This is a genomic window from Pseudomonas sp. SWI36, assembly GCF_002948105.1.
In the GTDB taxonomy this organism is placed as follows: Bacteria; Pseudomonadota; Gammaproteobacteria; order Pseudomonadales; family Pseudomonadaceae; genus Aquipseudomonas; species Aquipseudomonas alloputida.
Genome location: NZ_CP026675.1, coordinates 3,886,475 through 3,906,564 on the forward strand (window position 1 = coordinate 3,886,475; position 20,090 = coordinate 3,906,564).

At 63.8% G+C, this 20,090-nt stretch carries 18 protein-coding genes; 11 read left to right on the forward strand and 7 right to left on the reverse strand.

Translation table 11 applies throughout. The features are described 5' to 3' along the window. The first annotated feature begins 3 nt into the window (after positions 1 to 3). On the forward strand, positions 4 to 777 hold the full coding sequence (locus tag C4Q27_RS18620; protein WP_064491538.1) for a hypothetical protein: 774 nt from the start codon (positions 4 to 6) through the stop codon (positions 775 to 777). A gap of 11 nt (positions 778 to 788) precedes the next feature. Further along, positions 789 to 1,952, forward strand: coding sequence for a hypothetical protein (locus C4Q27_RS18625; protein WP_104887170.1), 1,164 nt, complete (start codon positions 789 to 791; stop codon positions 1,950 to 1,952). A 73-nt stretch (positions 1,953 to 2,025) separates the two neighbouring features. On the opposite strand, the gene C4Q27_RS18630 is transcribed toward C4Q27_RS18625, so the two are convergent. Then, positions 2,026 to 2,178, reverse strand: a complete 153-nt coding sequence (locus C4Q27_RS18630; RefSeq protein ID WP_003252624.1) for a DUF3309 family protein — start codon at positions 2,176 to 2,178, stop codon at positions 2,026 to 2,028. A 206-nt stretch (positions 2,179 to 2,384) separates the two neighbouring features. Here C4Q27_RS18630 and C4Q27_RS18635 point away from each other — a divergent pair, with 206 nt between their 5' ends. Beyond that, the gene (locus C4Q27_RS18635; RefSeq protein WP_104887171.1) at positions 2,385 to 3,194 is read left to right on the forward strand and encodes an SDR family oxidoreductase; all 810 of its coding nucleotides are present in this window, start codon (positions 2,385 to 2,387) and stop codon (positions 3,192 to 3,194) included. A gap of 120 nt (positions 3,195 to 3,314) precedes the next feature. Then, positions 3,315 to 3,494, forward strand: a complete 180-nt coding sequence (gene csrA, locus C4Q27_RS18640; RefSeq protein ID WP_004575804.1) for a carbon storage regulator CsrA — start codon at positions 3,315 to 3,317, stop codon at positions 3,492 to 3,494. Positions 3,495 to 3,508: 14 nt separating this feature from the next. Here csrA and C4Q27_RS18645 read toward each other — a convergent pair whose 3' ends face one another. From C4Q27_RS18645 to mnmC, 5 genes are all read right to left on the reverse strand, one after another. Then, a complete protein-coding gene (locus tag C4Q27_RS18645) occupies positions 3,509 to 3,736 on the reverse strand; it encodes a YheU family protein (protein ID WP_004575803.1) in 228 nt (75 codons plus the stop codon). Between the two features lie 83 nt (positions 3,737 to 3,819). Further along, positions 3,820 to 5,004 carry an osmoprotectant NAGGN system M42 family peptidase gene (locus C4Q27_RS18650; RefSeq protein WP_020193055.1) on the reverse strand — a complete coding sequence of 395 codons (1,185 nt, stop codon included), beginning with the start codon at positions 5,002 to 5,004 and terminating at the stop codon, positions 3,820 to 3,822. A gap of 244 nt (positions 5,005 to 5,248) precedes the next feature. Next, on the reverse strand, positions 5,249 to 6,994 hold the full coding sequence (gene ngg, locus C4Q27_RS18655; RefSeq protein ID WP_104887172.1) for an N-acetylglutaminylglutamine synthetase: 1,746 nt from the start codon (positions 6,992 to 6,994) through the stop codon (positions 5,249 to 5,251). A gap of 3 nt (positions 6,995 to 6,997) precedes the next feature. Then, complete coding sequence (locus tag C4Q27_RS18660) at positions 6,998 to 8,785, reverse strand: N-acetylglutaminylglutamine amidotransferase (RefSeq protein WP_064492646.1); 1,788 nt, start codon at positions 8,783 to 8,785, stop codon at positions 6,998 to 7,000. Positions 8,786 to 8,915: 130 nt separating this feature from the next. Continuing rightward, on the reverse strand, positions 8,916 to 10,880 hold the full coding sequence (gene mnmC / locus C4Q27_RS18665) for a bifunctional tRNA (5-methylaminomethyl-2-thiouridine)(34)-methyltransferase MnmD/FAD-dependent 5-carboxymethylaminomethyl-2-thiouridine(34) oxidoreductase MnmC (protein WP_064492645.1): 1,965 nt from the start codon (positions 10,878 to 10,880) through the stop codon (positions 8,916 to 8,918). Between the two features lie 136 nt (positions 10,881 to 11,016). Here mnmC and pap point away from each other — a divergent pair, with 136 nt between their 5' ends. Continuing rightward, entirely contained in the window at positions 11,017 to 12,510 is a 1,494-nt protein-coding gene (gene pap, locus C4Q27_RS18670; RefSeq protein ID WP_064492644.1) for a polyphosphate:AMP phosphotransferase, read from the forward strand. Positions 12,511 to 12,801: 291 nt separating this feature from the next. Further along, positions 12,802 to 13,755, forward strand: a complete 954-nt coding sequence (locus C4Q27_RS18675) for a DMT family transporter (RefSeq protein ID WP_104887173.1) — start codon at positions 12,802 to 12,804, stop codon at positions 13,753 to 13,755. 116 nt (positions 13,756 to 13,871) lie between these two features. On the opposite strand, the gene C4Q27_RS18680 is transcribed toward C4Q27_RS18675, so the two are convergent. Further along, positions 13,872 to 15,266, reverse strand: a complete 1,395-nt coding sequence (locus C4Q27_RS18680) for a class II fumarate hydratase (protein ID WP_010952795.1) — start codon at positions 15,264 to 15,266, stop codon at positions 13,872 to 13,874. 154 nt (positions 15,267 to 15,420) lie between these two features. Here C4Q27_RS18680 and C4Q27_RS18685 point away from each other — a divergent pair, with 154 nt between their 5' ends. The 5 genes from C4Q27_RS18685 to C4Q27_RS18705 all read left to right on the forward strand — a co-directional run bounded on the left by C4Q27_RS18685 (position 15,421) and on the right by C4Q27_RS18705 (position 19,873). Continuing rightward, positions 15,421 to 15,945, forward strand: a complete 525-nt coding sequence (locus tag C4Q27_RS18685) for a DUF2059 domain-containing protein (protein ID WP_010952796.1) — start codon at positions 15,421 to 15,423, stop codon at positions 15,943 to 15,945. A gap of 10 nt (positions 15,946 to 15,955) precedes the next feature. After that, positions 15,956 to 16,252, forward strand: coding sequence for a BolA family transcriptional regulator (locus C4Q27_RS18690; RefSeq protein ID WP_010952797.1), 297 nt, complete (start codon positions 15,956 to 15,958; stop codon positions 16,250 to 16,252). Between the two features lie 227 nt (positions 16,253 to 16,479). Beyond that, on the forward strand, positions 16,480 to 17,412 hold the full coding sequence (locus tag C4Q27_RS18695) for a rhodanese-related sulfurtransferase (protein WP_064492641.1): 933 nt from the start codon (positions 16,480 to 16,482) through the stop codon (positions 17,410 to 17,412). Positions 17,413 to 17,415: 3 nt separating this feature from the next. Further along, positions 17,416 to 18,048, forward strand: coding sequence for a DsbA family protein (locus C4Q27_RS18700; protein WP_049587258.1), 633 nt, complete (start codon positions 17,416 to 17,418; stop codon positions 18,046 to 18,048). Beyond that, a complete protein-coding gene (locus tag C4Q27_RS18705) occupies positions 18,041 to 19,873 on the forward strand; it encodes an ABC transporter ATP-binding protein (protein ID WP_104887174.1) in 1,833 nt (610 codons plus the stop codon). Before C4Q27_RS18700 ends, C4Q27_RS18705 begins: the two co-directional genes overlap by 8 nt. Positions 19,874 to 20,090: the final 217 nt, after the last annotated feature.

Consider the following 20,090-nt stretch of genomic DNA (forward strand, 5'->3'; position numbering starts at 1 on the left):
TGGATGTTGAGTAAACAGAGGTTGAAGATGCACAGGTTCACATTTCACTTGTCACCCTTGTTGTTCGTTGCGCTGATGCTGCCGTGGTTTGCCCAGGCCGGGCCACAGCTGGATGTCGGCGCGCTCTATGACTACCTCGAGCCAGGCAAGGGCACCTATGCCAAACGCATCTACAACCGGGGGGACAGTACCGCGTTCGTCAAGGTCAGCGTGCTGGAGCTGGTCTACGACGGCCAGGCCGAACCCCGTGAGGTGGAAGTCGATGAGCTGCCCTTCGACCAGCGCAGCGTTGTTGCCAGCCCTGCGCGGATGATCATCCCGGCACGCGGCATGCAGGCCGTGCGGTTGCTGTATCGCGGTGAACGGAACCAGGAGCGTTACTACCGGCTGCGCTTCGTCCCGGTGGTGCCGGAACAGGATGACAGCTTCGCACTGGACGAAACGGAGCTTGACGCTTACCGCAAGGAACTCAGTGCCGGTGTGCAGTTTCTGGCCGGCTACGGCACCATTTTGATTACCAAGCCTGCTGCCACGCGGTATCAGACCTCGATCGAGCGAGCCGGTGGGAAATGGACCGTGCGCAACGAGGGCAATGCCACGGTGCTGCTCGACAACGTCCAGGTCTGTGTGCTGAACGAGGACGAGTGTGAGCCTCCGGCCAAGCACCATCTTCGTCCTGGACGTACGCGCGAGTTCGTCGAGAAGCCCGGTGTCGAATACCGCTTCGAACAGGTGGAAGGCGATGCGCGCAAAGCCATGAACTTCAAGGCAGAGTGAGAGGTAGGGGCATGTTTCGCAAGTGTGCAATGCTGGTACTGCTGTCTGGCGTGTTCGGCTCATCGTGGGCGCAGGCGGCCGACATTACGCTCAAGCTGCGTTACCGCGGCGAGACCCGGCAATTTGAAAACCTGACACCCCGGTCATCCCCTGTCTGTACTCAGTTGTCGCAGCTTTGTGGCGATCCGCTGCAGGATCTGCTGGATGTGGGGGTCGAATACTCGAAAACAGTCGATGGCGAAGGCACCGATGGCTTCTACCTCTCGGCCCCTGTCCAGCCAACAGCGCTACTGATGGTGCGTGACAAGACCGGCGAGCAGGTCAGCATGGACTTTGCCATTACCCACCTGGGCGGTGCGGTAACTTCGGACGATGGGGCACCTACGCTTGCGGCGCGCACGGGCCTGGACTCGAGTGGTTGCCAGGTTGCGTTGGCGAGCGCGGCGCATCGCCTGTTTCTGTGGTCGCCAGCCAGCAACGGGTGCTGGGCCAACCTCAACGTGGAGAATGCGAGCACTTACCATGTGAGTCACCTTACGCTGGGCTACAGGCTGAAGACGCCTTTGCCGGCGAGCTTGAAGTCGGGCGTGTACCGAGGGCGCGTGGTCTATTCGATAGGCCCCGACAGGGATATTGGCCTGGGTTCGAGCCGAACGGTCGCCGGGCTCACGGCCGATTCAGTGGCGATCAACGTCGAACTGGAGGTGGTGCATGACCTTGAGGTGCGTTTTGAGCCGGGTTCCGAGCAGGTGGTACTGGTGCCGCAGCAGGCGCACGGGCCTGGGAGCCGAGGACGGGGTGTGGCAGAGAAACTGGAAAAAGACGTGGGCTTCAGCCTGACTGCCAGTGGGCCATTCAACGTCTGGGCGCTGTGCAGCACCGGGTTGGATAGCACGTGCAATCTACGGTCGGCCAAGGGCCATGGCATACCGCTGTACCTGGCCATGACCTTGCCAGGGGTTTCCTACAATGGCCGTTCGCTCTATCGGCAGGCAATGACCTTTGGCGGAGCTGAGAACGCCATGAGCCTGGAAGTCCCGCCAGAGGGTGTGACCGGCAGCCAAGGGCAGTTGCATTTTCATGTATACCCTCGCGGCCACACCGAGAAACAGGACATGTTGCCTGGTATCGAGTATCAGGCCGTCGTGACAATGGTGTTCGATGCGAACCTGTAGAATGGCAACCGGGTGGTGTGACCCGCTTGCCATTCACCTCAAGTGACTGTTTGAAGTGGCTATCCGCAGCGCGTCATATCATCCCAAGCAACAGTAATACCAACAGAATCACCAACACCACGCCGATTATGCCGGAAGGGCCATAGCCCCAGCTGCGCGAGTGGGGGAAGACCGGTAAGCCACCGATCAGCAGCAGAATCAGGATGATGATAAGGATCGTGGTCATGTCAAAGTCCTTGCGTGATTAGGGGGCAAGAGCCTGAGATTGCTGGCCTCTCGATAATTCGGACCGGTGCGGGTTGGTAAAGATTCCATCCCCGTGCAGCCGTCTACCCAATCATGCCCGCCTATTCACTGCCCTGATGAATCCTCCCGGATGGCGACGCCTTGATTAGACTCACCGGACTCCCTGTCAGAACAAGGCCTGCGACCATGCAAAAACGCATCATGATCACCGGCGCCGGGTCTGGCCTCGGCCGCGAGATCGCCCTGCGCTGGGCCCGTGAGGGCTGGCGCCTGGCATTGGCCGATGTCAACGAAGCCGGCCTGCGCGAAACGCTGGAGCAGGTTCGCCAGGCCGGTGGCGACGGCTTCGTCCAGCGCTGCGATGTGCGCGACTATAGCCAGCTGACGGCCCTGGCCCAGGCCTGCGAAGCGAAGTTCGGTGGGGTCGATGTGATCGTCAACAACGCCGGCGTCGCTTCGGGCGGGTTCTTCGCCGAACTGACGCTGGAGGACTGGGACTGGCAGATCGCGGTCAATCTGATGGGCGTGGTCAAGGGTTGCAAGGCCTTCCTGCCGCTGCTGGAGCGCAGCAAGGGGCGCATTATCAATGTCGCCTCGATGGCCGCACTGATGCAGGGCCCGGGCATGAGCAACTACAACGTGGCCAAGGCCGGTGTGCTGGCCTTGTCGGAAAGCCTGCTGGTGGAGTTGCGTCAGGTGGAGGTGGCGGTGCACGTGGTGTGCCCGTCGTTCTTCCAGACCAACCTGCTGGACTCGTTCCGCGGGCCGAACCCGGCGATGAAGGCGCAGGTGGGCAAGCTGCTCGAAGGTTCGCCGATCAGTGCGGCGGACATTGCCGACTATATCCATCAGCAGGTCGCTGCAGGCGAGTTCCTCATCCTGCCCCATGAGGCAGGGCGCCAGGCCTGGCAACTGAAACGCCAGGCCCCTGAGCGGCTGTATGACGAGATGGCCGAAATGGCGATGAAAATGCGGGCAAAAGCCCCGTCGCGATGATTGGTCTGTAGGAGAAGTTACTCAAAAGTGTAAGAAGCTTCTGAATCGTAGTGGAGCTATTGAGTAGCTGAATACCTACGGGGCAGGCTCCGGTTTTCCCTTTCGCAGGAGGATCGGAACATGCTGGTAATAGGGCGCGAAGTAGGGGAGGTCATCGTGATTGGCGATGACATCCGGATCATGGTGGTAGAGACCCGGGACGGCGTGGTGCGCTTTGGTGTGGCTGCTCCGCGTGAGGTGCCGGTGCATCGAGCCGAAGTTTACAAGCGCATCAAGGCGTCCAAGCAGAGCAAGGCCTGAAGAGGCCTGGCCTGCTATTCGAGCAGCTCGCGGGGCACATCATGCTTGGCCAGCAACTGGCATTGCTGGCTTTCCAGGTCGAACAGGATGAAAGCCTGGCCTTTGGCCAATGCCTGGCGTACCCGCAGCACGCGGGTTTCCAGCGGTGTGTCGTCGCCATTGTCAGTGCCGTCGCGGGTGACGAAGTCCTCGATCAGGCGGGTCAGGGTTTCGGCTTGCAATTGGTCGTAGGGGATCAGCATGGTCGGGCGGTGTCTGAAATAGGTATGGGCATGCTACGCGAAACATTCGAGGTGTTGGGGCCGCTTTGCAGCCCCAAGTGCGTTTAGCCTTTGTTTCCGACCAGGCTGTCCACGGCCGGTACCCGCGTGTCGCTCTCCATCTGCGCATCATGCTCCAGCTGGTGGCTGAAGCGCTCGAGTGACGTATTGGCCGGCTGCGAGTCGCTGGCAAATACGGGCGGGCTCAGCAGGTAGGCTGACAACAACCGGCTCAGCGCTGCCAGGCTATCGATATGGGTGCGCTCGTAACCATGGGTGGCATCGCAACCAAAGGCCACCAGCGCGGTACGAATATCGTGCCCGGCAGTCACCGCCGAATGGGCATCGCTGAAGTAATAGCGGAACAGGTCGCGCCGCACCGGCAAGTCATGGTCGCCGGCCAGTTTCAGCAGGTGCCGGGACAGGTGGTAGTCGTAAGGCCCCGACGAGTCCTGCATGGCCACACTGACCGCATGCTCGCTGGAAGCCTGCCCGGGCGCCACCGGGGCGATGTCGATGCCGACGAACTCGCTGACGTCCCAGGGCAGGGCGCCGGCTGCACCCGAGCCGGTCTCCTCGGTGATGGTGAACAGCGGGTGGCAGTCGATCAGCGGCTGGCGGCCGCTTTCCACCACGGCCTTCAGTGCCGCCAGCAATGCCGCTACGCCAGCCTTGTCGTCCAGGTGACGGGCACTGATGTGGCCGCTTTCGGTGAATTCGGGCAAGGGGTCGAAGGCCACGAAATCACCAATGCTCACGCCCAGCGCCTCACAGTCGGCGCGCGTGGCGCAGTAGGCATCCAGGCGCACTTCCACGTGGTCCCAGCTGATCGGCATCTGGTCGATCGCCGTGTTGAAGGCATGCCCGCTGGCCATCAGCGGCAGCACGCTGCCACGGAATACCCCGGTATCGGTAAACACGCTAACCCGGCTGCCCTCGGCAAAACGGCTGGACCAGCAGCCGACGGGCGCCAGGGCCAGGCGGCCATTGTCCTGCAACTGACGCACGCTGGCGCCGATGGTATCCAGGTGGGCAGAGACGGCGCGGTCGGGGGTGGCCTGCCGGCCTTTGAGGGTGGCGCGAATGGTGCCGCGGCGGGTCAGCTCGAAGGGGATGCCCAGCTCGTCAAGGCGTTCGGCCACGTAGCGCACGATGGTGTCGGTGAAGCCGGTGGGGCTGGGGATGGCGAGCATTTCCAGCAGCACGCGTTTGAGGTAGTCGAGATCGGGTTCGGGGTGTTGCTCGGACATGGTTGGGGACTCCTTTACTCCTGTGCCGGCCTCTTCGCGGGTAAACCCGCTCCTACAGGTACAGCGCCGTCTTCGCGGGTAAACCCGCTCCTACGGGTACAGCGCCGTCTTCGCGGGTAAACCCGCTCCTACAGGTACAGCGCCGTCTTCGCGGGTAAACCCGCTCCTACAGGTACAGCGCCACCTTCAAGGGCGGTGATATCCCTGTGGGAGCGGGCTTGCCCGCGAAGAGGCCGGCACCGGTTTACGCCAAAGGCCGGCTATGGGGAAACAGCAGGTCGATAAAACGCTCGGCCGTGGGCTGCGGTTCATGGTTGGCCAGGCCAGCACGTTCGTTGGCCTCGATGATCACGTACTCCGGCTGCCCGGCATCGCGCACCATGAAGTCCAGCCCAACCACCGGAATTTCCAGTGCCCGTGCCGCCCGCACGGCAGCATCGGCCAGCACCGGGTGCAGGCGTTCGGTGACGTCTTCCAGGGTGCCGCCGGTGTGCAGGTTGGCCGTACGCCGCACGGCTAGGCGCTGGCCGGCCGGCAACACGTCGTCATAGCCAACGCCCGCTGCGCGCAAGGTGCGCTCGGTTTCGTCGTCCAGCGGAATGCGGCTTTCGCCACCGGTGGCGGCCTGGCGGCGACGGCTCTGGGCTTCGATCAACTGGCGCACGCTGTGCTTACCGTCGCCCAGCACCTGCGCCGGGTGGCGGATGGCGGCGGCCACCACCTCGTAGCCAATCACCACGATGCGCAGGTCGAACCCGGCATGGAAGCTTTCCAGCAGCACGCGGCTGTCGAACTGGCGGGCATGCGCCACGGCACGGGTGATGTCGTCGATGCAGGTCAGGTTCACCGCCACGCCCTGGCCTTGCTCGCCATCGACCGGCTTGACCACCACCGCGCCATGCTCTTCGAGAAACGCCAGGTTGTCATCGGCATTGCCCGCCAGCTGTTGCGCGGGCACCTGCAGCCCGGCGTTGTGCAGGGCGTGCTGGGTCAGGCGTTTGTCCTGGCACAGGGTCATGGTCACGGCACTGGTCAGGTCGCTGAGCGATTCCCGGCAGCGAATTCGCCGCCCGCCAAGGCTCAGGGTGAACAGGCCGCCAGCGGCGTCGTCCACCTGCACCTCGATGCCCCGGCGCAGGGCCTCGTCGACGATGATGCGTGCGTAGGGGTTGAGGTCGGCTTGCGGGCCAGGCCCGAGGAACAGCTGCTCGTTGATACCGTTCTTGCGCTTGACTGCGAAGGTGGGCAGGTTGCGAAAACCCAGTTTCTGATACAGGCGCTTGGCCTGGCGGTTGTCGTGCAGCACCGACAGGTCCAGGTAGGCCAGGCCACGGCTCATGAAATGTTCGATCAGGTGGCGCACCAGCACTTCACCCACGCCGGGGCGGGTGCAGTGTGGGTCCACCGCCAGGCACCACAGGCTGCTGCCATGCTCGGGGTCATCGAACGCCTTGGCGTGGTTCAGGCCCATGACGCTGCCGATAACCGCGCCGCTGTCTTCGTCCTCTGCCAACCAGTACACCGGGCCACCCAAGTGGCGAGGGGTAAGCAGCTCGGCGTCGACGGGGAGCATCCCGCGCGCCTGGTACAGCGTGTTGATCGCCTGCCAGTCGGCAGGGTTCTGTGCCCGGCGCACGCGGAAGCCGCGAAATACCCGCTGCGCCGGGCGGTAATCGGTGAACCACAGGCGCAGGGTGTCGGACGGGTCGAGGAACAGCTGCTGAGGGGCCTGTGCCAGCACCTGCTGCGGGGCGGCAACGTACAGGGCGATGTCGCGTTCGCCCGGGTGCTCGTCGAGCAAATCCTCGGCCAGGGAAACCGGGTCGGGGTAGGTGTGGCCTATCAGCAGCCGGCCCCAGCCGCAGTGCACGGCACGCGGTTGGTCGTGAGGCTGGCTGCCGTCGCCGGCCAGGCGCGCTTGCAGGCGCTCGTAGGACGGCGTCTGGCCGCGCAGCAGGCGCTGACCATAAGCGATTTCATGGGCTTTCATCGGTCAGATTCCTTGTTCGCTCAGCCACAGGTTCAGCGCCGCCAGTTGCCACAGCTTGGAACCGCGCAATGGCGTCAGCTGGCCGTGCGGGTTGCTCAGCAGGCGGTCGAGCATGGTCGGGTTGAACAACCCTCGGTCCTGGCTGGGGTCGGTCAACAGTTCGCGTACCCAGCCCAGGGTGGCACCTTCCAGATGCTTCAGGCCCGGTACCGGGAAGTAACCCTTCTTGCGGTCGATCACCTCATGCGGGATCACCCGTCGCGCCGCCTGCTTGAGCACCTGCTTGCCGCCGTCGGGCAGCTTGAAGCGGGCGGGAATGCGTGCCGACAGTTCCACCAGGCGGTAATCGAGGAACGGCGTACGCGCCTCCAGGCCCCAGGCCATGGTCATGTTGTCCACCCGCTTGACCGGGTCGTCGACCAGCATCACGGTGCTGTCCAGGCGCAGCGCCTTGTCCACGGCAGCCGGTGCGCCGGGGCGCGCGAAGTGTTCGCGCACGAAGTCGCCGGCAGCGTCGGTTTCCAGCAGCCAGGGCGCCTGCACGGTTTCGCGGTATTCGGCATGGCTGCGGTCGAAGAAGGCGTCACGGTAGGCCGCATAGGCATCGTCGGCGCCGTCCACCTGCGGGTACCAGTGGTAACCGGCGAACAGCTCATCGGCACCCTGGCCGCTCTGTACGCCTTTGCAGTGCTTGGCCACTTCCCGCGACAGCAGGTAGAAGGCGATGCAGTCGTGGCTGACCATCGGTTCGCTCATGGCGCGGAACGCGGCCGGCAACTGGTCGATGATTTCGTGTTCGGCAATGCGCAACTGGTGGTGACGGGTGCCGTAGTGTTTGGCGATCAGGTCCGAATACTGGAACTCGTCGCCGCGCTCGCCGCCGGCATCTTCAAAGCCGATGGAGAAGGTCGACAGGTCGTCAACGCCCACTTCGCGCAGCAAGCCGACCAGCAGGCTGGAGTCGACGCCGCCGGACAGCAACACACCCACATCGACGGCTGCCCGTTGGCGGATGGCTACGGCGTCGCGGGTGGCGTCGAGCACGCGGGTGGTCCAGCCTTCCAGGTCCAGTTCACGCTCGTCGGGGTGGGGGCCGTAGTGCAGTTGCCACCAGACTTGGCGTTCCACTTCGCCATGGCGGTCGATGCGCATCCAGGTGCCGGGCTCCAGCTTCTGCACGTTGGCCAGCAGGGTGCGCGGTGCCGGTACCACGGCGTGGAAGTTCAGGTAGTGGTTGAGGGCCACCGGGTCGAGCATCGGGTCGATGTCGCCGCCCTTAAGCAGTGCCGGCAGGGTCGAGGCAAAGCGCAGGCGCTCGCCGTTGCGCGACAGGTACAGGGGTTTGACGCCCAGGCGGTCGCGGGCCAGGAACAGGCGCTGGTTGTCGCGCTCCCAGATGGCCAGGGCAAACATGCCGTTGAGCTTGGGCAGCAGCGCCGCGCCCCAGGCGTGGTAGCCCTTGAGCAGCACCTCGGTGTCGCCGTCGGACCAGAAGGTGTAGCCCAGCGCCTGCAGTTCCTCGCGCAGTTCGGGGAAGTTGTAGATGGCACCGTTGAAGGCCAGCGACAGGCCCAGCGTATTGTCGACCATCGGCTGCGCCGAGCCGTCGGACAGGTCCATGATCTTCAGGCGCCGATGGCCCAGGGCGATCGGGCCCTGGCTATGGAAGCCCCAGGCATCCGGGCCTCGCGGGGCCAGGTGATGGGTAATGCGCTCTACCGCAGCCAGGTCGGCTGGGCGAGGGGCTTGGTCGATGGGGGTGAAACGTAACTCTCCTGCTAATCCGCACATAAGTCCTTACCGGTTTTTCCGTTGGGGAGGTGATGCCCCGGATTAGGGCACCTTAAGGAACTGACCTATGTGCTTTTCGAGAGTTTTAGAATGTTTGGTTATATGTGACCGGGCAGGCAACCCGATGCAATCATTTCCCCCGGATCAACCGGCGCAATCCAAACCGGTTCGGATGGCAAGCCTCCGCCACCGCCCGCGGCAATGGCAGCGGTTCCCCACATACCCAGGCCGCCACCAGCTCGCCACTCAACGGTGCCGTGATCAACCCGCGTGAGCCATGCCCGCTGTTCACATACAACCCGCCCAGCCAAGGGCAGGGCACATCCGGTACTTGCCGCGCATCCCGGCCCAGTACTGCATAGGCTTCGGCAAACGCCTGCGCGTCGGCGATAGGGCCGACGATCGGCAGGTAATCCGGGCTGGTGCAACGAAACGCAGCACGTCCCTGCAATTGCTCGGGGTCCAGTTCAGCCACAGCCAGCCGTTGCGCCAGATCGACGGAAATTTCGTCCAGCAGCGCCAGGTTGCCCTGGTGCTCGGCCACTGTCGGCGCAAGGTCTTCGCTATGGAAGTCAAAACTGGCGCCCAGTGAATGTTCACCCTCGCGCGGCGGTGCCACATAGCCTTCCGCGCACACCACGGTGCGCAGTGCCTGGCTGCTGGCGGTGGCCGGCAAGCGGGTGATCTGCCCGCGGATGCGCTTGAGTGGTAACTGCGCGCAAGGTTCGAAGCGCAGCACATCCGCCGCGCCGGCCAGGACCACCACTGGAGCGCGGGCTAACAGCTGGTCGCCAGCCCAGGCTTGCCACTGTTCATCCACTTTGCGCAGTTCGAGCACTTCCTGGTGCGTCACTAAATGAATACCAGGGTGCTGCAACTGCTGCTGGCACAGCGCCGGCGGGTGCACCCAGCCACCTTCGGGGTAGAACAACCCGCCGCCAGGCAACGCCACGCCGGCGATGGCTTCGGCCTCGGCGCGCGCCAGGCAGTGCAGCAAGCCGTGGTCGAAGGCGGCAGCCAGCTTGCCCTGGCGTTCGGCCTCCTTGCTGTCGAAAGCCAGTTGCAGCACCCCGCAGGCATCCCAGTCACGGCCACGCTGCAAGCGCTGCAGCTGGCGCCGGGTGTAGCCGAACCCGGACAGGATCATCTGCGACAGTGCGGTGCCATGGGCAGACAGCTTGAGGTACAGCACCCCTTGCGGGTTGCCTGAAGCCTCCTGGGCGGGGGCTTCGTGGCGCTCCAGTACAGTAACCTGCCAGCCGCGCCGGGCCAGGCTGGCGGCGCTGCTGCTGCCGGCAAGTCCGGCACCGATCACCAGCGCCTCGCGCGGCCCCTGTGTCACAGCGGGGCGCGCGTACCAAGGCGCGCATGGGCCGGGCAGGGGGCCGACGTAGGCGCCGCTCATCACCTCCCACTTCTTGCCGATGCCTGGCACCTTCTTCATGGCGAAACCGGCTTCGACCAGGCTGCGACGTACCCAGCCGGTGGTGGTGAAGGTACCCAGCACCGTGCCCGGATGCGATAGCCGGGCCAGTTGCGCAAACAGCTCCGGGGTCCACATGTCGGGGTTCTTGGCGGGGGCGAAGCCGTCGAGGAACCACACATCGATTTGCGCATCGAGTTGCGGCAGCTGTTCCAGCACATCGCCTATCAACAGGGTCAGGGTGACCCTGCCACCGGCGAAGGTGAACTGCTGAAAGCCCGGGTGCACCGCCACGTATTGCTCCAGCAGCGGCTCGGTATAGGCGGCCAGTTCAGGCCACAGGCGCACTGCGCGGGCCATGTCGGCGTGGTCGAGGGGGTACTTCTCGACGCTGACGAAGTGCAGGCGCGCGTCGCTGTGTGCGTGCTGGTCGAACAGCTGCCAGGCGCAGAAAAAATTCATGCCGGTGCCAAAACCGGTTTCGCCGATCACCGTGCAGGCGTGCGGCGCCAGGTTGGCAAAACGCTCGGCCAGGCGGGTCTGGCCGAGGAACACGTGCTTGGTTTCTTCGATGCCTTCGTTGACTGCGAAATAGACGTCGTCATAGTGCCGCGAATGGGGGCGGCCCTGGTCGTCCCAGTCGATCTGGGCGTGCTGGAGGAGGGTGGGCATGGTGGGCTCGGTTGCAGCGGATGGCGGGATTTTATGCCATCCGGCTGAGCTGTGGGAGCGCGTTCATTGGTGAAGAGGTCAATACAGGCCGAAATGAAATCCGCTAGTCTTGCTTATCCATTGAAGGAGCCAGTGCATGTTCGAATCTGCCGAAATCGGCCACAGCATCGACAAGGAGGCTTACGACGCCGAGGTACCCGCTTTACGCGAGGCCCTGCTCGAAGCCCAGTACGAACTCAAGCAGCAGGCGCGTTTTCCGGTGATCGTGCTGATCAACGGCATTGAAGGCGCCGGCAAGGGTGAGACGGTAAAACTGCTCAACGAGTGGATGGACCCGCGCATGATCGATGTGCTCACCTTCGACCAGCAGACCGACGAAGAGTTGGCCCGCCCACCCGCCTGGCGCTATTGGCGGGCCTTGCCACCCAAGGGGCGAATGGGTGTGTTCTTTGGTAACTGGTACAGCCAGATGCTGCAGGGGCGGGTGCACGGTGTGTTCAAGGATGCCGTGCTCGATCAGGCCATTACCGGTGCCGAACGCCTGGAGGAGATGCTGTGCGATGAAGGTGCGCTGATCATCAAGTTCTGGTTCCACCTGTCCAAGAAGCAGATGAAGGCACGGCTCAAATCGCTCAAGGACGATCCGCTGCACAGTTGGAAGATCAGCCCGCTGGATTGGCAGCAATCGCAAACCTACGACCGCTTCGTGCGCTTTGGCGAGCGCGTGCTGCGCCGCACCAGCCGCGACTATGCGCCATGGCACATCATCGAAGGGGTAGACCCGAATTACCGCAGCCTGGCGGTGGGGCGCATTCTGCTGGAAAGCCTGCAAGCCGCGCTGGCCAACAATCCCAAGGGCAAGCACCAGGGCAACGTGGCTCCGCTGGGCCGCAGCATCGACGACCGCAGCCTGCTTGGCGCCCTGGATATGACCTTGCGCCTGGACAAGGCCGACTATCAGGAACAGTTGATCACCGAACAGGCGCGTCTGGCCGGCCTGCTGCGTGACAAGCGCATGCGCCGGCACGCCCTGGTGGCGGTGTTCGAAGGCAACGACGCCGCCGGCAAGGGGGGCGCCATCCGCCGCGTGGCGGCGGCGCTGGACCCGCGTCAGTACCGTATCGTGCCGATTGCCGCGCCGACCGAAGAAGAGCGCGCCCAGCCGTACCTGTGGCGGTTCTGGCGGCACATCCCGGCACGGGGCAAGTTCACCATCTTCGACCGTTCCTGGTATGGCCGGGTGCTGGTGGAGCGGGTGGAAGGCTTCTGCAGCCCTGCTGACTGGATGCGTGCCTATAGCGAGATCAACGACTTTGAAGAGCAGTTGGTGGATGCCGGCGTGGTGGTGGTCAAGTTCTGGCTGGCGATCGACCAGCAGACCCAACTGGAGCGCTTCGAAGAGCGTGAGCAGATTCCGTTCAAACGCTACAAGATCACCGAGGATGACTGGCGCAACCGCGACAAGTGGGACGAGTACTCCCAGGCGGTGGGCGACATGGTCGACCGCACCAGCAGCGAGATTGCCCCTTGGACGCTGGTGGAGGCCAATGACAAGCGCTGGGCGCGGGTGAAGGTGGTGCGCACCATCAACCAGGCGCTTGAGGCGGCGTTTGCCAAGCACAAGAAATAGCCGAAGGTGAGGTTGCCTGTTCTGGCCTCTTCGCGGGTAAACCCGCTCCTACCGGGGATCGCGCGCTGAGCTGCGCCCCGGATGTTGGACAAAAAATCCAACACCGGGGCGCAGCTCACGCTCCCGTAGGAGCGGGTTTACCCGCGAAAGGGTCAGCACAGGCAACACCTCCCCCCAGCCATGCTCCAAAAGAATGACCTGATGAATTCTTTTCTCGGCACTCTCCACCGTCTCCGTCCTCCAACCCCGTAGAATTCAACAACCCCCACCACGGGCTTGATCGAGGATTTTATGCACACCACTTCTGGCCGCTGGGGCTATGGGCTGTTCCTGGCACTTCTGACGGCGCTGCTCTGGGGCATCTTGCCGATCAAGCTCAAGCAGGTATTGCAAGTGGTCGACCCGATCACTGTCACCTGGTACCGCCTGCTGGTCTCCGGCAGCCTGTTGTTCGCCTGGCTGGCGGCTAACCGGCGTTTGCCGTCCATACGCAAGCTGGCGCCCAGGGGCAAGGGCCTGGTGCTGGTAGCGGTGCTCGGCCTGATGGGCAACTACGTGCTCTACCTGATCGGTCTCAAACTGCTTAGCCCAGGCACCGCACAACTGGTGGTACAGATCGGCCCGGTGCTGTTGCTGGTGGCCAGCGTGTTCGTGTTCCGCGAGCGCTTCAGTGTGGGGCAGGGCATGGGCCTGTTGGTGCTGCTGGCAGGGTTTGGCCTGTTCTTCAACCAGCGCCTGGAAGAGCTGCTGACTTCGCTGGGTACCTACACCACCGGCGTGTTGACCATCTTGCTGGCGACCAGCATCTGGGTGTTCTACGCCCTGAGCCAGAAGCAGTTGCTGACCGTGTGGCACTCGCAGCAGGTGATGATGGTGATCTACCTCAGCTGCGCTGCGTTGCTGACACCTTGGGTGCACCCGCTGGAGGCCTTGCAACTGACCCCGGTGCAAGGCTGGCTGCTGCTGGCCTGTTGCCTGAACACCCTGGTGGCTTACGGCGCGTTCGCCGAAGCGCTGGCGCACTGGGAGGCGTCGCGGGTAAGTGCCACGCTGGCGCTGACCCCGCTGGTGACCTTTGTTGCGGTAGCGCTGGCAGCATGGGTGTGGCCTGAGTATGTGCATGCCGAGGACATCAATGCCCTTGGCTATTTGGGGGCGGTCACGGTGGTGTTCGGTTCGGCGCTGGTGGCGCTGGGGCCCTCGCTGGTAGCAGGTTGGCGGGCCCGCAGGGCGCGGTTGGCCTAGGTCTGTCGATTGCCTGTACCGGCCCTTTCGCGGGTGAACCCGCTCCTACGATGGATTCGCCTCTCGGCGTAGGAGCGGGTTTACCCGCGAAAGGGCCGGTACAGGCTACAGAGCAGTCAGCCCTTGCCGCCCGGCGCCAGCATGTTCTCCGGCCGCACCCACTGGTCGAACTGCTCATTGGTCAGGTACTTCAACGCCAAGGCCGCCTCGCGCAAGGTCGTGCCCTCGCTGTAAGCCTTCTTGGCAATTTCTGCCGCCTTGTCATAGCCAATATGCGGGTTCAGCGCCGTCACCAGCATCAACCCGCGCTCCAGGTGCGCGGCCATCTGCTCGGCATCCGGCTCGATACCTGCCACGCAATGCTGCTGGAAGTTGCGGCAACCATCGGCCAGCAACTCGATGGATTGCAGCAGGTTATGGATGATCACCGGCTTGAATACATTCAACTGCAAATGCCCCTGGCTGGCGGCAAAGCCGATGGCTGCGTCGTTGCCCAGTACCTGGCAGGCCAGCATCGACAGCGCCTCGCACTGGGTGGGGTTGACCTTGCCCGGCATGATCGAGCTGCCCGGCTCGTTGGCTGGCAGGCGCACCTCGGCAAGCCCGGCGCGAGGGCCGGACCCCAGCAGGCGCAGGTCGTTGGCGATTTTCATCAGGGCCACGGCCAGGGTCTTCAGGGCCCCCGCCAGGCTGGTCAGCGGTTCGTGGCCGGCGAGGGCGGCGAACTTGTTGGGTGCAGTGATGAACGGCAGGCCGGACAGCGCCGCCAGCTCGGCCGCGATGGCCTCGGCAAAACCCTGCGGGGCGTTGAGCCCGGTACCCACGGCAGTGCCGCCCTGGGCCAGTTCGCACACCGCCGGCAGGGTGGCGCGGATAGCGCGCTGGGCGTAATCGAGCTGGGCGACGAAGGCCGACACTTCCTGGCCGAAGGTAATCGGCGTGGCGTCCATCATGTGCGTGCGGCCGGTTTTTACCAGCTTGTGGTGACGCATCGACAGCTCGGCCAGCCCCGAAGACAGTTCAGTGACGGCCGGCAGCAGCTTTTCATGCACCGCCTGGGCTGCCGCAATGTGCATGGCGGTGGGGAAGCAGTCGTTGGAGCTCTGCGAGCGGTTGACGTGGTCATTTGGGTGTACTGGCGCCTTGCCGCCACGGCCTTTGCCGGCCAGTTCGTTGGCGCGTCCGGCGATCACCTCGTTGACGTTCATGTTGCTCTGGGTGCCACTGCCCGTCTGCCAGACGACGAGCGGGAACTGATCGTCGTGCTGGCCATCCAGCACTTCATCGGCGGCCTGTTCGATCAACCGGGCGATGTCGGCCGGCAGGTCGCCATTGCGGTCGTTGACGCGCGCCGCGGCCTTCTTGATCAGTGCCAGGGCGTGCAATACCGCGAGGGGCATGCGTTCCTTGCCAATGGCGAAGTTGATCAGCGAACGCTGGGTCTGCGCACCCCAGTAGGCGTCCTCCGGAACTTCGACCGGGCCCAGGCTGTCTGTCTCGATACGGCTCATTCTGTACTCACTCCTGTGTAGTTCGAAATCGCAGTTTAGGCCCTGATTCGACCGAGCGGTTCCGTCGCTCGTCGTGCCACTTGAGCACATCGCCACCACGGCGCAGAATGCTCTACTCTGAGGTGCCCGCCTCCCCCTCTTTGAAGGAAATGCAATGACCCGTCTCCGTGTCCTTTGTGCCGCCGTTGCCCTGGTTTGCGCCAGCGGCCAGGTACTCGCTGCCACCGCCAGCCACAACGCTGCTGCCGAGAAATTCCTGACCCTGGCCAACGCCGACAAGCTGGGCACCCCGGTGTACATGCAAGTGCAGCAGATGTTCGCCCAGCGTTTCGCCCAGACCAAGGCCCCGGCCGCCAAGCAGCCCGTGCTGGAAAGCTACCAGGCCAAGGCCAATGCCGCGCTGGACAACGCCATCGGCTGGAACAAGCTGAAGCCAAAGATGGTCGACCTGTACACCCGGACCTTTACCGAGCAAGAGCTGAAGGACCTGGTCAAGTTCTACGAATCGCCGCTGGGCAAGAAAGTGCTGCGTGAAATGCCCAAGGTCACCCAGCAGTCGGCACAGTTGACCCAGCAGAGCCTGGAGCCAGCAGTACCGGTGGTGAACAAGCTGCTGGAAGACATGACCAAAGAGCTGGACCCGAACGCAGGCAAGGCCGCCGCCCCAGCGAAGAAGTGAGTACGCCGCAATGACCATGCAACAACGTATCGAACAGCAACTGGCCGCGCTGGCGCCGCAACACCTGGAAGTGCTCAACGAAAGTCACATGCACAGTCGTGGTCAGGAGACCCACTACAAGGCGGTGATCGTCAGCGAGCAGTTCGCCGGGTTGAACAGCGTCAAGCGCCACCAGAAGGTGTACGCCACAATGGGTGAGCTGATGGGCGAGATCCATGCCCTGGCCATCCACACCTACACCGCCGAAGAGTGGGCCAAGGTCGGCGTTGCTCCGGCCTCGCCGGTGTGCGCCGGCGGCGGGCACTGAAACCTTTCTGTTGTTCTGGTAGAATCCTGCAAGATCCGGGGGCCGCTTTGCGGCCCTTTCGCGACACAAGGCCGCTCCCACAGGAACCGCACTAGCCATCGGGTTACGCGGTCCCTGTGGGAGCGGCCTTGTGTCGCGAAAGGGGCACAAAGCGCCCCCCTGCTTTTTCTGTACCTGTCAAACCCGGTCCGCCCCTTACGAGGGCAGCCACCTGGAGATTCCGTTACATGTCTCAAGCCATCGTCGTCGCGGCGCTGTACAAGTTCGTTACCCTGGAAGACTACGTCGAGCTGCGCGAGCCGCTGCTCAAGACCATGCTCGACAACAACGTCAAAGGCACCCTGCTGCTGGCCCAGGAGGGCATCAACGGCACCGTGTCGGGCACCCGGGAAGGCATTGATGGCCTGCTGGCCTGGTTGCGCAGCGACCCGCGTCTGGTCGATATCGATCACAAAGAATCGTACTGCGACGAACAGCCGTTCTACCGCACCAAGGTCAAGCTCAAGAAAGAGATCGTCACCCTCGGCGTGCCGGGCGTAGACCCCAACAAGGCCGTTGGCACCTATGTCGAGCCCAAGGACTGGAACGCCCTGATCAGCGACCCGGAAGTGCTGTTGATCGACACCCGCAACGACTACGAAGTGGCCATCGGTACCTTCAAGGGCGCCATCGACCCGAAGACCGAAACCTTCCGTGAGTTCCCGGAGTACATCAAGGCCAACTTCGACCCGAGCAAGCACAAGAAGGTCGCCATGTTCTGCACCGGCGGCATCCGTTGCGAAAAAGCCTCCAGCTACATGCTCGGTGAAGGCTTCGAGTCGGTCTATCATCTTAAGGGCGGCATCCTGAAATACTTCGAGGAAGTGCCTCAGGAAGAAAGCCTGTGGGACGGCGACTGCTTCGTCTTCGACAACCGGGTCACGGTGCGTCATGACCTGAGCGAAGGCGAGTACGACCAGTGCCACGCCTGCCGCCATCCGATCAATGCAGAGGAGCGCGCGTCCGAGCACTATTCGCCAGGTGTCAGCTGCCCGCATTGCTGGGACAGCCTGAGCGAGAAGACCCGGCGCAGTGCCATCGACCGGCAGAAGCAGATCGAGCTGGCCAAGGCCCGCAACCTGCCGCACCCGATCGGTTACAACTACAAAGCCGAGGCTTGAAGCATGTCTGCACGCCTGATCTATGTGATGGACCCGATGTGCTCCTGGTGCTGGGGTTTTGCGCCAGTGGCCGCGGCCCTGATCGCCCAGGCGCGTGAGGCAGGCGTGCCTGCCCGCTTGGTAACGGGCGGGCTGCGTACCGGCGGCAGCGCCCTGGACAGCTCCACTCGCAAGTACATCCTGGAACACTGGCAGGCGGTGGCTGATGCTACCGGCCAGCCGTTCCGCTTCGAGGGGGCCATGCCGGACGGCTTCGTCTACGACACCGAGCCGGCCTGCCGCGCCCTGGTCACGGCCCGCGAGCTGGATGCCGAGCGCGTCTGGCCGCTGCTGGCGTTGATCCAGCGTTCGTTCTACGAACAGGGCATCGATGTGACCACCGCGCCGCAGCTGGTCGAGCTGGCCTCGCAGTGTGGCTTCGACCGTGCCGCGTTCGCCGAAGCCTTCGCCCGTGCCGATACCCGCGCCGCCACCGCGGCCGACTTCGCCTGGGCCCAGGACCTGGGTATTGCCGGGTTCCCGACCCTGCTGGCCGAGCGCAATGGTCAACTGGCCTTGCTGACCAACGGCTACCAGCCGCTGGAGCGCCTGCAACCCTTGCTCGGCCGCTGGCTGCAGCAGGCCGCCTGTGCTTGATGTACCAGGGTCACCCGACCCGGTACCGGGCAAGCCATACACTGCGGGCGATCGGCTGAGCTGGGCGGAAATCCGCCGCCTGGCCCTGCATCACAAGAAAAACCTCTGGTCCGCCAACCTCATTGCGTTACTGGCGGCGAGTTGCAGTGTGCCCATTCCGCTGCTGCTGCCGCTGTTGGTGGACGAAGTACTGCTCGGCCATGGCGATGCGGCGCTGAAGTGGATGAACCATCTGCTGCCGTCCAGCTGGCAGGTGGCAGCCGGCTACATCGGCCTGATGCTGGCGCTCACCCTGTGCCTGCGCCTGGCTGCGTTGGCCTTCAACGTGATCCAGTCCAAGCTGTTCGCCGGGCTGGCCAAGGACATCGTCTACCGCCTGCGCATCCGCCTGATCGAGCGCCTCAAGCGTATTTCGCTGAAAGAGTACGAAAGCCTGGGCAGCGGCACGGTGACCACCCACCTGGTCACCGACCTGGACACCCTGGACAAGTTCGTTGGCGAAACCCTCAGCCGCTTCCTGGTGGCCATGCTGACACTGACCGGCACGGCGGCCATCCTGATCTGGATGCACTGGCAGCTGGCCTTGCTGATCTTGCTGTTCAACCCGCTGGTGATCTACTTCACCGTGCAGTTGGGCAAGCGCGTCAAGCACCTGAAAAAGCTCGAAAACGACAGCACCGCGCGCTTTACCCAGGCGCTGGCTGAAACCCTCGATGCCATTCAGGAAATCCGCGCCGGCAACCGCCAGGGCTACTTCCTTGGCCGCCTGGGCTTGCGTGCCCGCGAGGTGCGCGATTACGCCGTGGACTCGCAATGGAAAAGCGATGCCAGTGGCCGTGCCAGTGGCCTGCTGTTCCAGTTCGGCATCGACATCTTCCGCGCGGCGGCGATGCTGACCGTGCTGTTTTCCGACCTGTCGATCGGCCAGATGCTGGCGGTGTTCAGCTACCTGTGGTTCATGATCAGTCCGGTGGAGCAACTGCTAAATCTGCAATATGCGTACTACGCCGCAGGCGGTGCGCTGAGCCGCCTCAACGAGCTGCTGGCGCGTGCCGACGAGCCGCAATACCCGGCCGCCAGCGACCCGTTCGCCGGGCGCGAAACGGTGGGCATTGAAGTGCGCGACCTGCGCTTTGCCTATGCCGACGAGCCGGTGCTCGAGCACCTCGACCTGTCCATCGCTGCGGGTGAGAAGGTGGCGATTGTCGGTGCCAGCGGCGGCGGCAAGAGCACGCTGGTGCAGCTACTGCTGGGCCTTTACAGCGCCCAGGCCGGGACCATCCGCTTTGGCGGGGCCAGCCTCCAGGAAATCGGCCTGGAAACCCTGCGCGAGAACGTCGCGGTGGTGTTGCAGCACCCGTCGCTGTTCAACGACAGCGTGCGTGCCAACCTGACCATGGGCCGCGACTGCAGCGATGATGCGTGCTGGCAGGCGCTGCGCATCGCCCAGCTGGATGCCACCATCGCCGCCTTGCCGCAGGGCCTGGACAGTGTGGTAGGGCGTTCAGGCGTGCGCTTGTCCGGTGGCCAGCGCCAGCGCCTGGCCATTGCCCGCATGGTACTGGCTGAGCCCAAGGTGGTGATCCTCGACGAGGCCACCTCAGCCCTGGATGCCGCCACCGAGTACAACCTGCATCAGGCCTTGGCGTGCTTTCTCAGCGGCCGCACCACGCTGATCATCGCCCACCGCTTGTCGGCGGTGAAACAGGCCGACCGGGTGCTGGTGTTCGATGGCGGGCACGTGGCCGAAGACGGCGACCATCAGCAGCTGATTGCCGAGGGTGGGTTATACGCCAAGCTGTATGGGCATCTGCAGCAGAGCTGATTATCTGGCTGCCTTCACCGGGCTTTTGGGAGCAACAGTCTTGCTCAATTTCTAAAAGCTGGTGCGACCCTGTGGGAGCGGGCTTGCCCGCGAACACGGGCGAAGCCCGTGCCATCCACCGCGGTGTCTTCTTCGCGGGTAAACCCGCTCCTACAATGGCCAGCGCGTACGCTGTAAAAATCCCCGATTCCTTGTCATAAAAATCCCCGCCACAGCG

Bases quoted from the DNA above. Each gene is read 5' to 3' on its own strand.
- C4Q27_RS18690 (WP_010952797.1), top strand. From the start codon at position 15,956: ATGACCATGCAACAACGTATCGAACAGCAACTGGCCGCGCTGGCGCCG.
- C4Q27_RS18685 (WP_010952796.1), top strand. From the start codon at position 15,421: ATGACCCGTCTCCGTGTCCTTTGTGCCGCCGTTGCCCTGGTTTGCGCC.
- ngg (WP_104887172.1), bottom strand. From the start codon at position 6,994: ATGAAAGCCCATGAAATCGCTTATGGTCAGCGCCTGCTGCGCGGCCAG.
- C4Q27_RS18675 (WP_104887173.1), top strand. From the start codon at position 12,802: ATGCACACCACTTCTGGCCGCTGGGGCTATGGGCTGTTCCTGGCACTT.
- csrA (WP_004575804.1), top strand. From the start codon at position 3,315: ATGCTGGTAATAGGGCGCGAAGTAGGGGAGGTCATCGTGATTGGCGAT.
- C4Q27_RS18620 (WP_064491538.1), top strand. From the start codon at position 4: ATGTTGAGTAAACAGAGGTTGAAGATGCACAGGTTCACATTTCACTTG.
- C4Q27_RS18625 (WP_104887170.1), top strand. From the start codon at position 789: ATGTTTCGCAAGTGTGCAATGCTGGTACTGCTGTCTGGCGTGTTCGGC.
- C4Q27_RS18630 (WP_003252624.1), bottom strand. From the start codon at position 2,178: ATGACCACGATCCTTATCATCATCCTGATTCTGCTGCTGATCGGTGGC.
- C4Q27_RS18645 (WP_004575803.1), bottom strand. From the start codon at position 3,736: ATGCTGATCCCCTACGACCAATTGCAAGCCGAAACCCTGACCCGCCTG.
- C4Q27_RS18695 (WP_064492641.1), top strand. From the start codon at position 16,480: ATGTCTCAAGCCATCGTCGTCGCGGCGCTGTACAAGTTCGTTACCCTG.
- C4Q27_RS18635 (WP_104887171.1), top strand. From the start codon at position 2,385: ATGCAAAAACGCATCATGATCACCGGCGCCGGGTCTGGCCTCGGCCGC.
- C4Q27_RS18680 (WP_010952795.1), bottom strand. From the start codon at position 15,266: ATGAGCCGTATCGAGACAGACAGCCTGGGCCCGGTCGAAGTTCCGGAG.
- C4Q27_RS18650 (WP_020193055.1), bottom strand. From the start codon at position 5,004: ATGTCCGAGCAACACCCCGAACCCGATCTCGACTACCTCAAACGCGTG.
- pap (WP_064492644.1), top strand. From the start codon at position 11,017: ATGTTCGAATCTGCCGAAATCGGCCACAGCATCGACAAGGAGGCTTAC.
- C4Q27_RS18660 (WP_064492646.1), bottom strand. From the start codon at position 8,785: ATGTGCGGATTAGCAGGAGAGTTACGTTTCACCCCCATCGACCAAGCC.
- C4Q27_RS18700 (WP_049587258.1), top strand. From the start codon at position 17,416: ATGTCTGCACGCCTGATCTATGTGATGGACCCGATGTGCTCCTGGTGC.
- mnmC (WP_064492645.1), bottom strand. From the start codon at position 10,880: ATGCCCACCCTCCTCCAGCACGCCCAGATCGACTGGGACGACCAGGGC.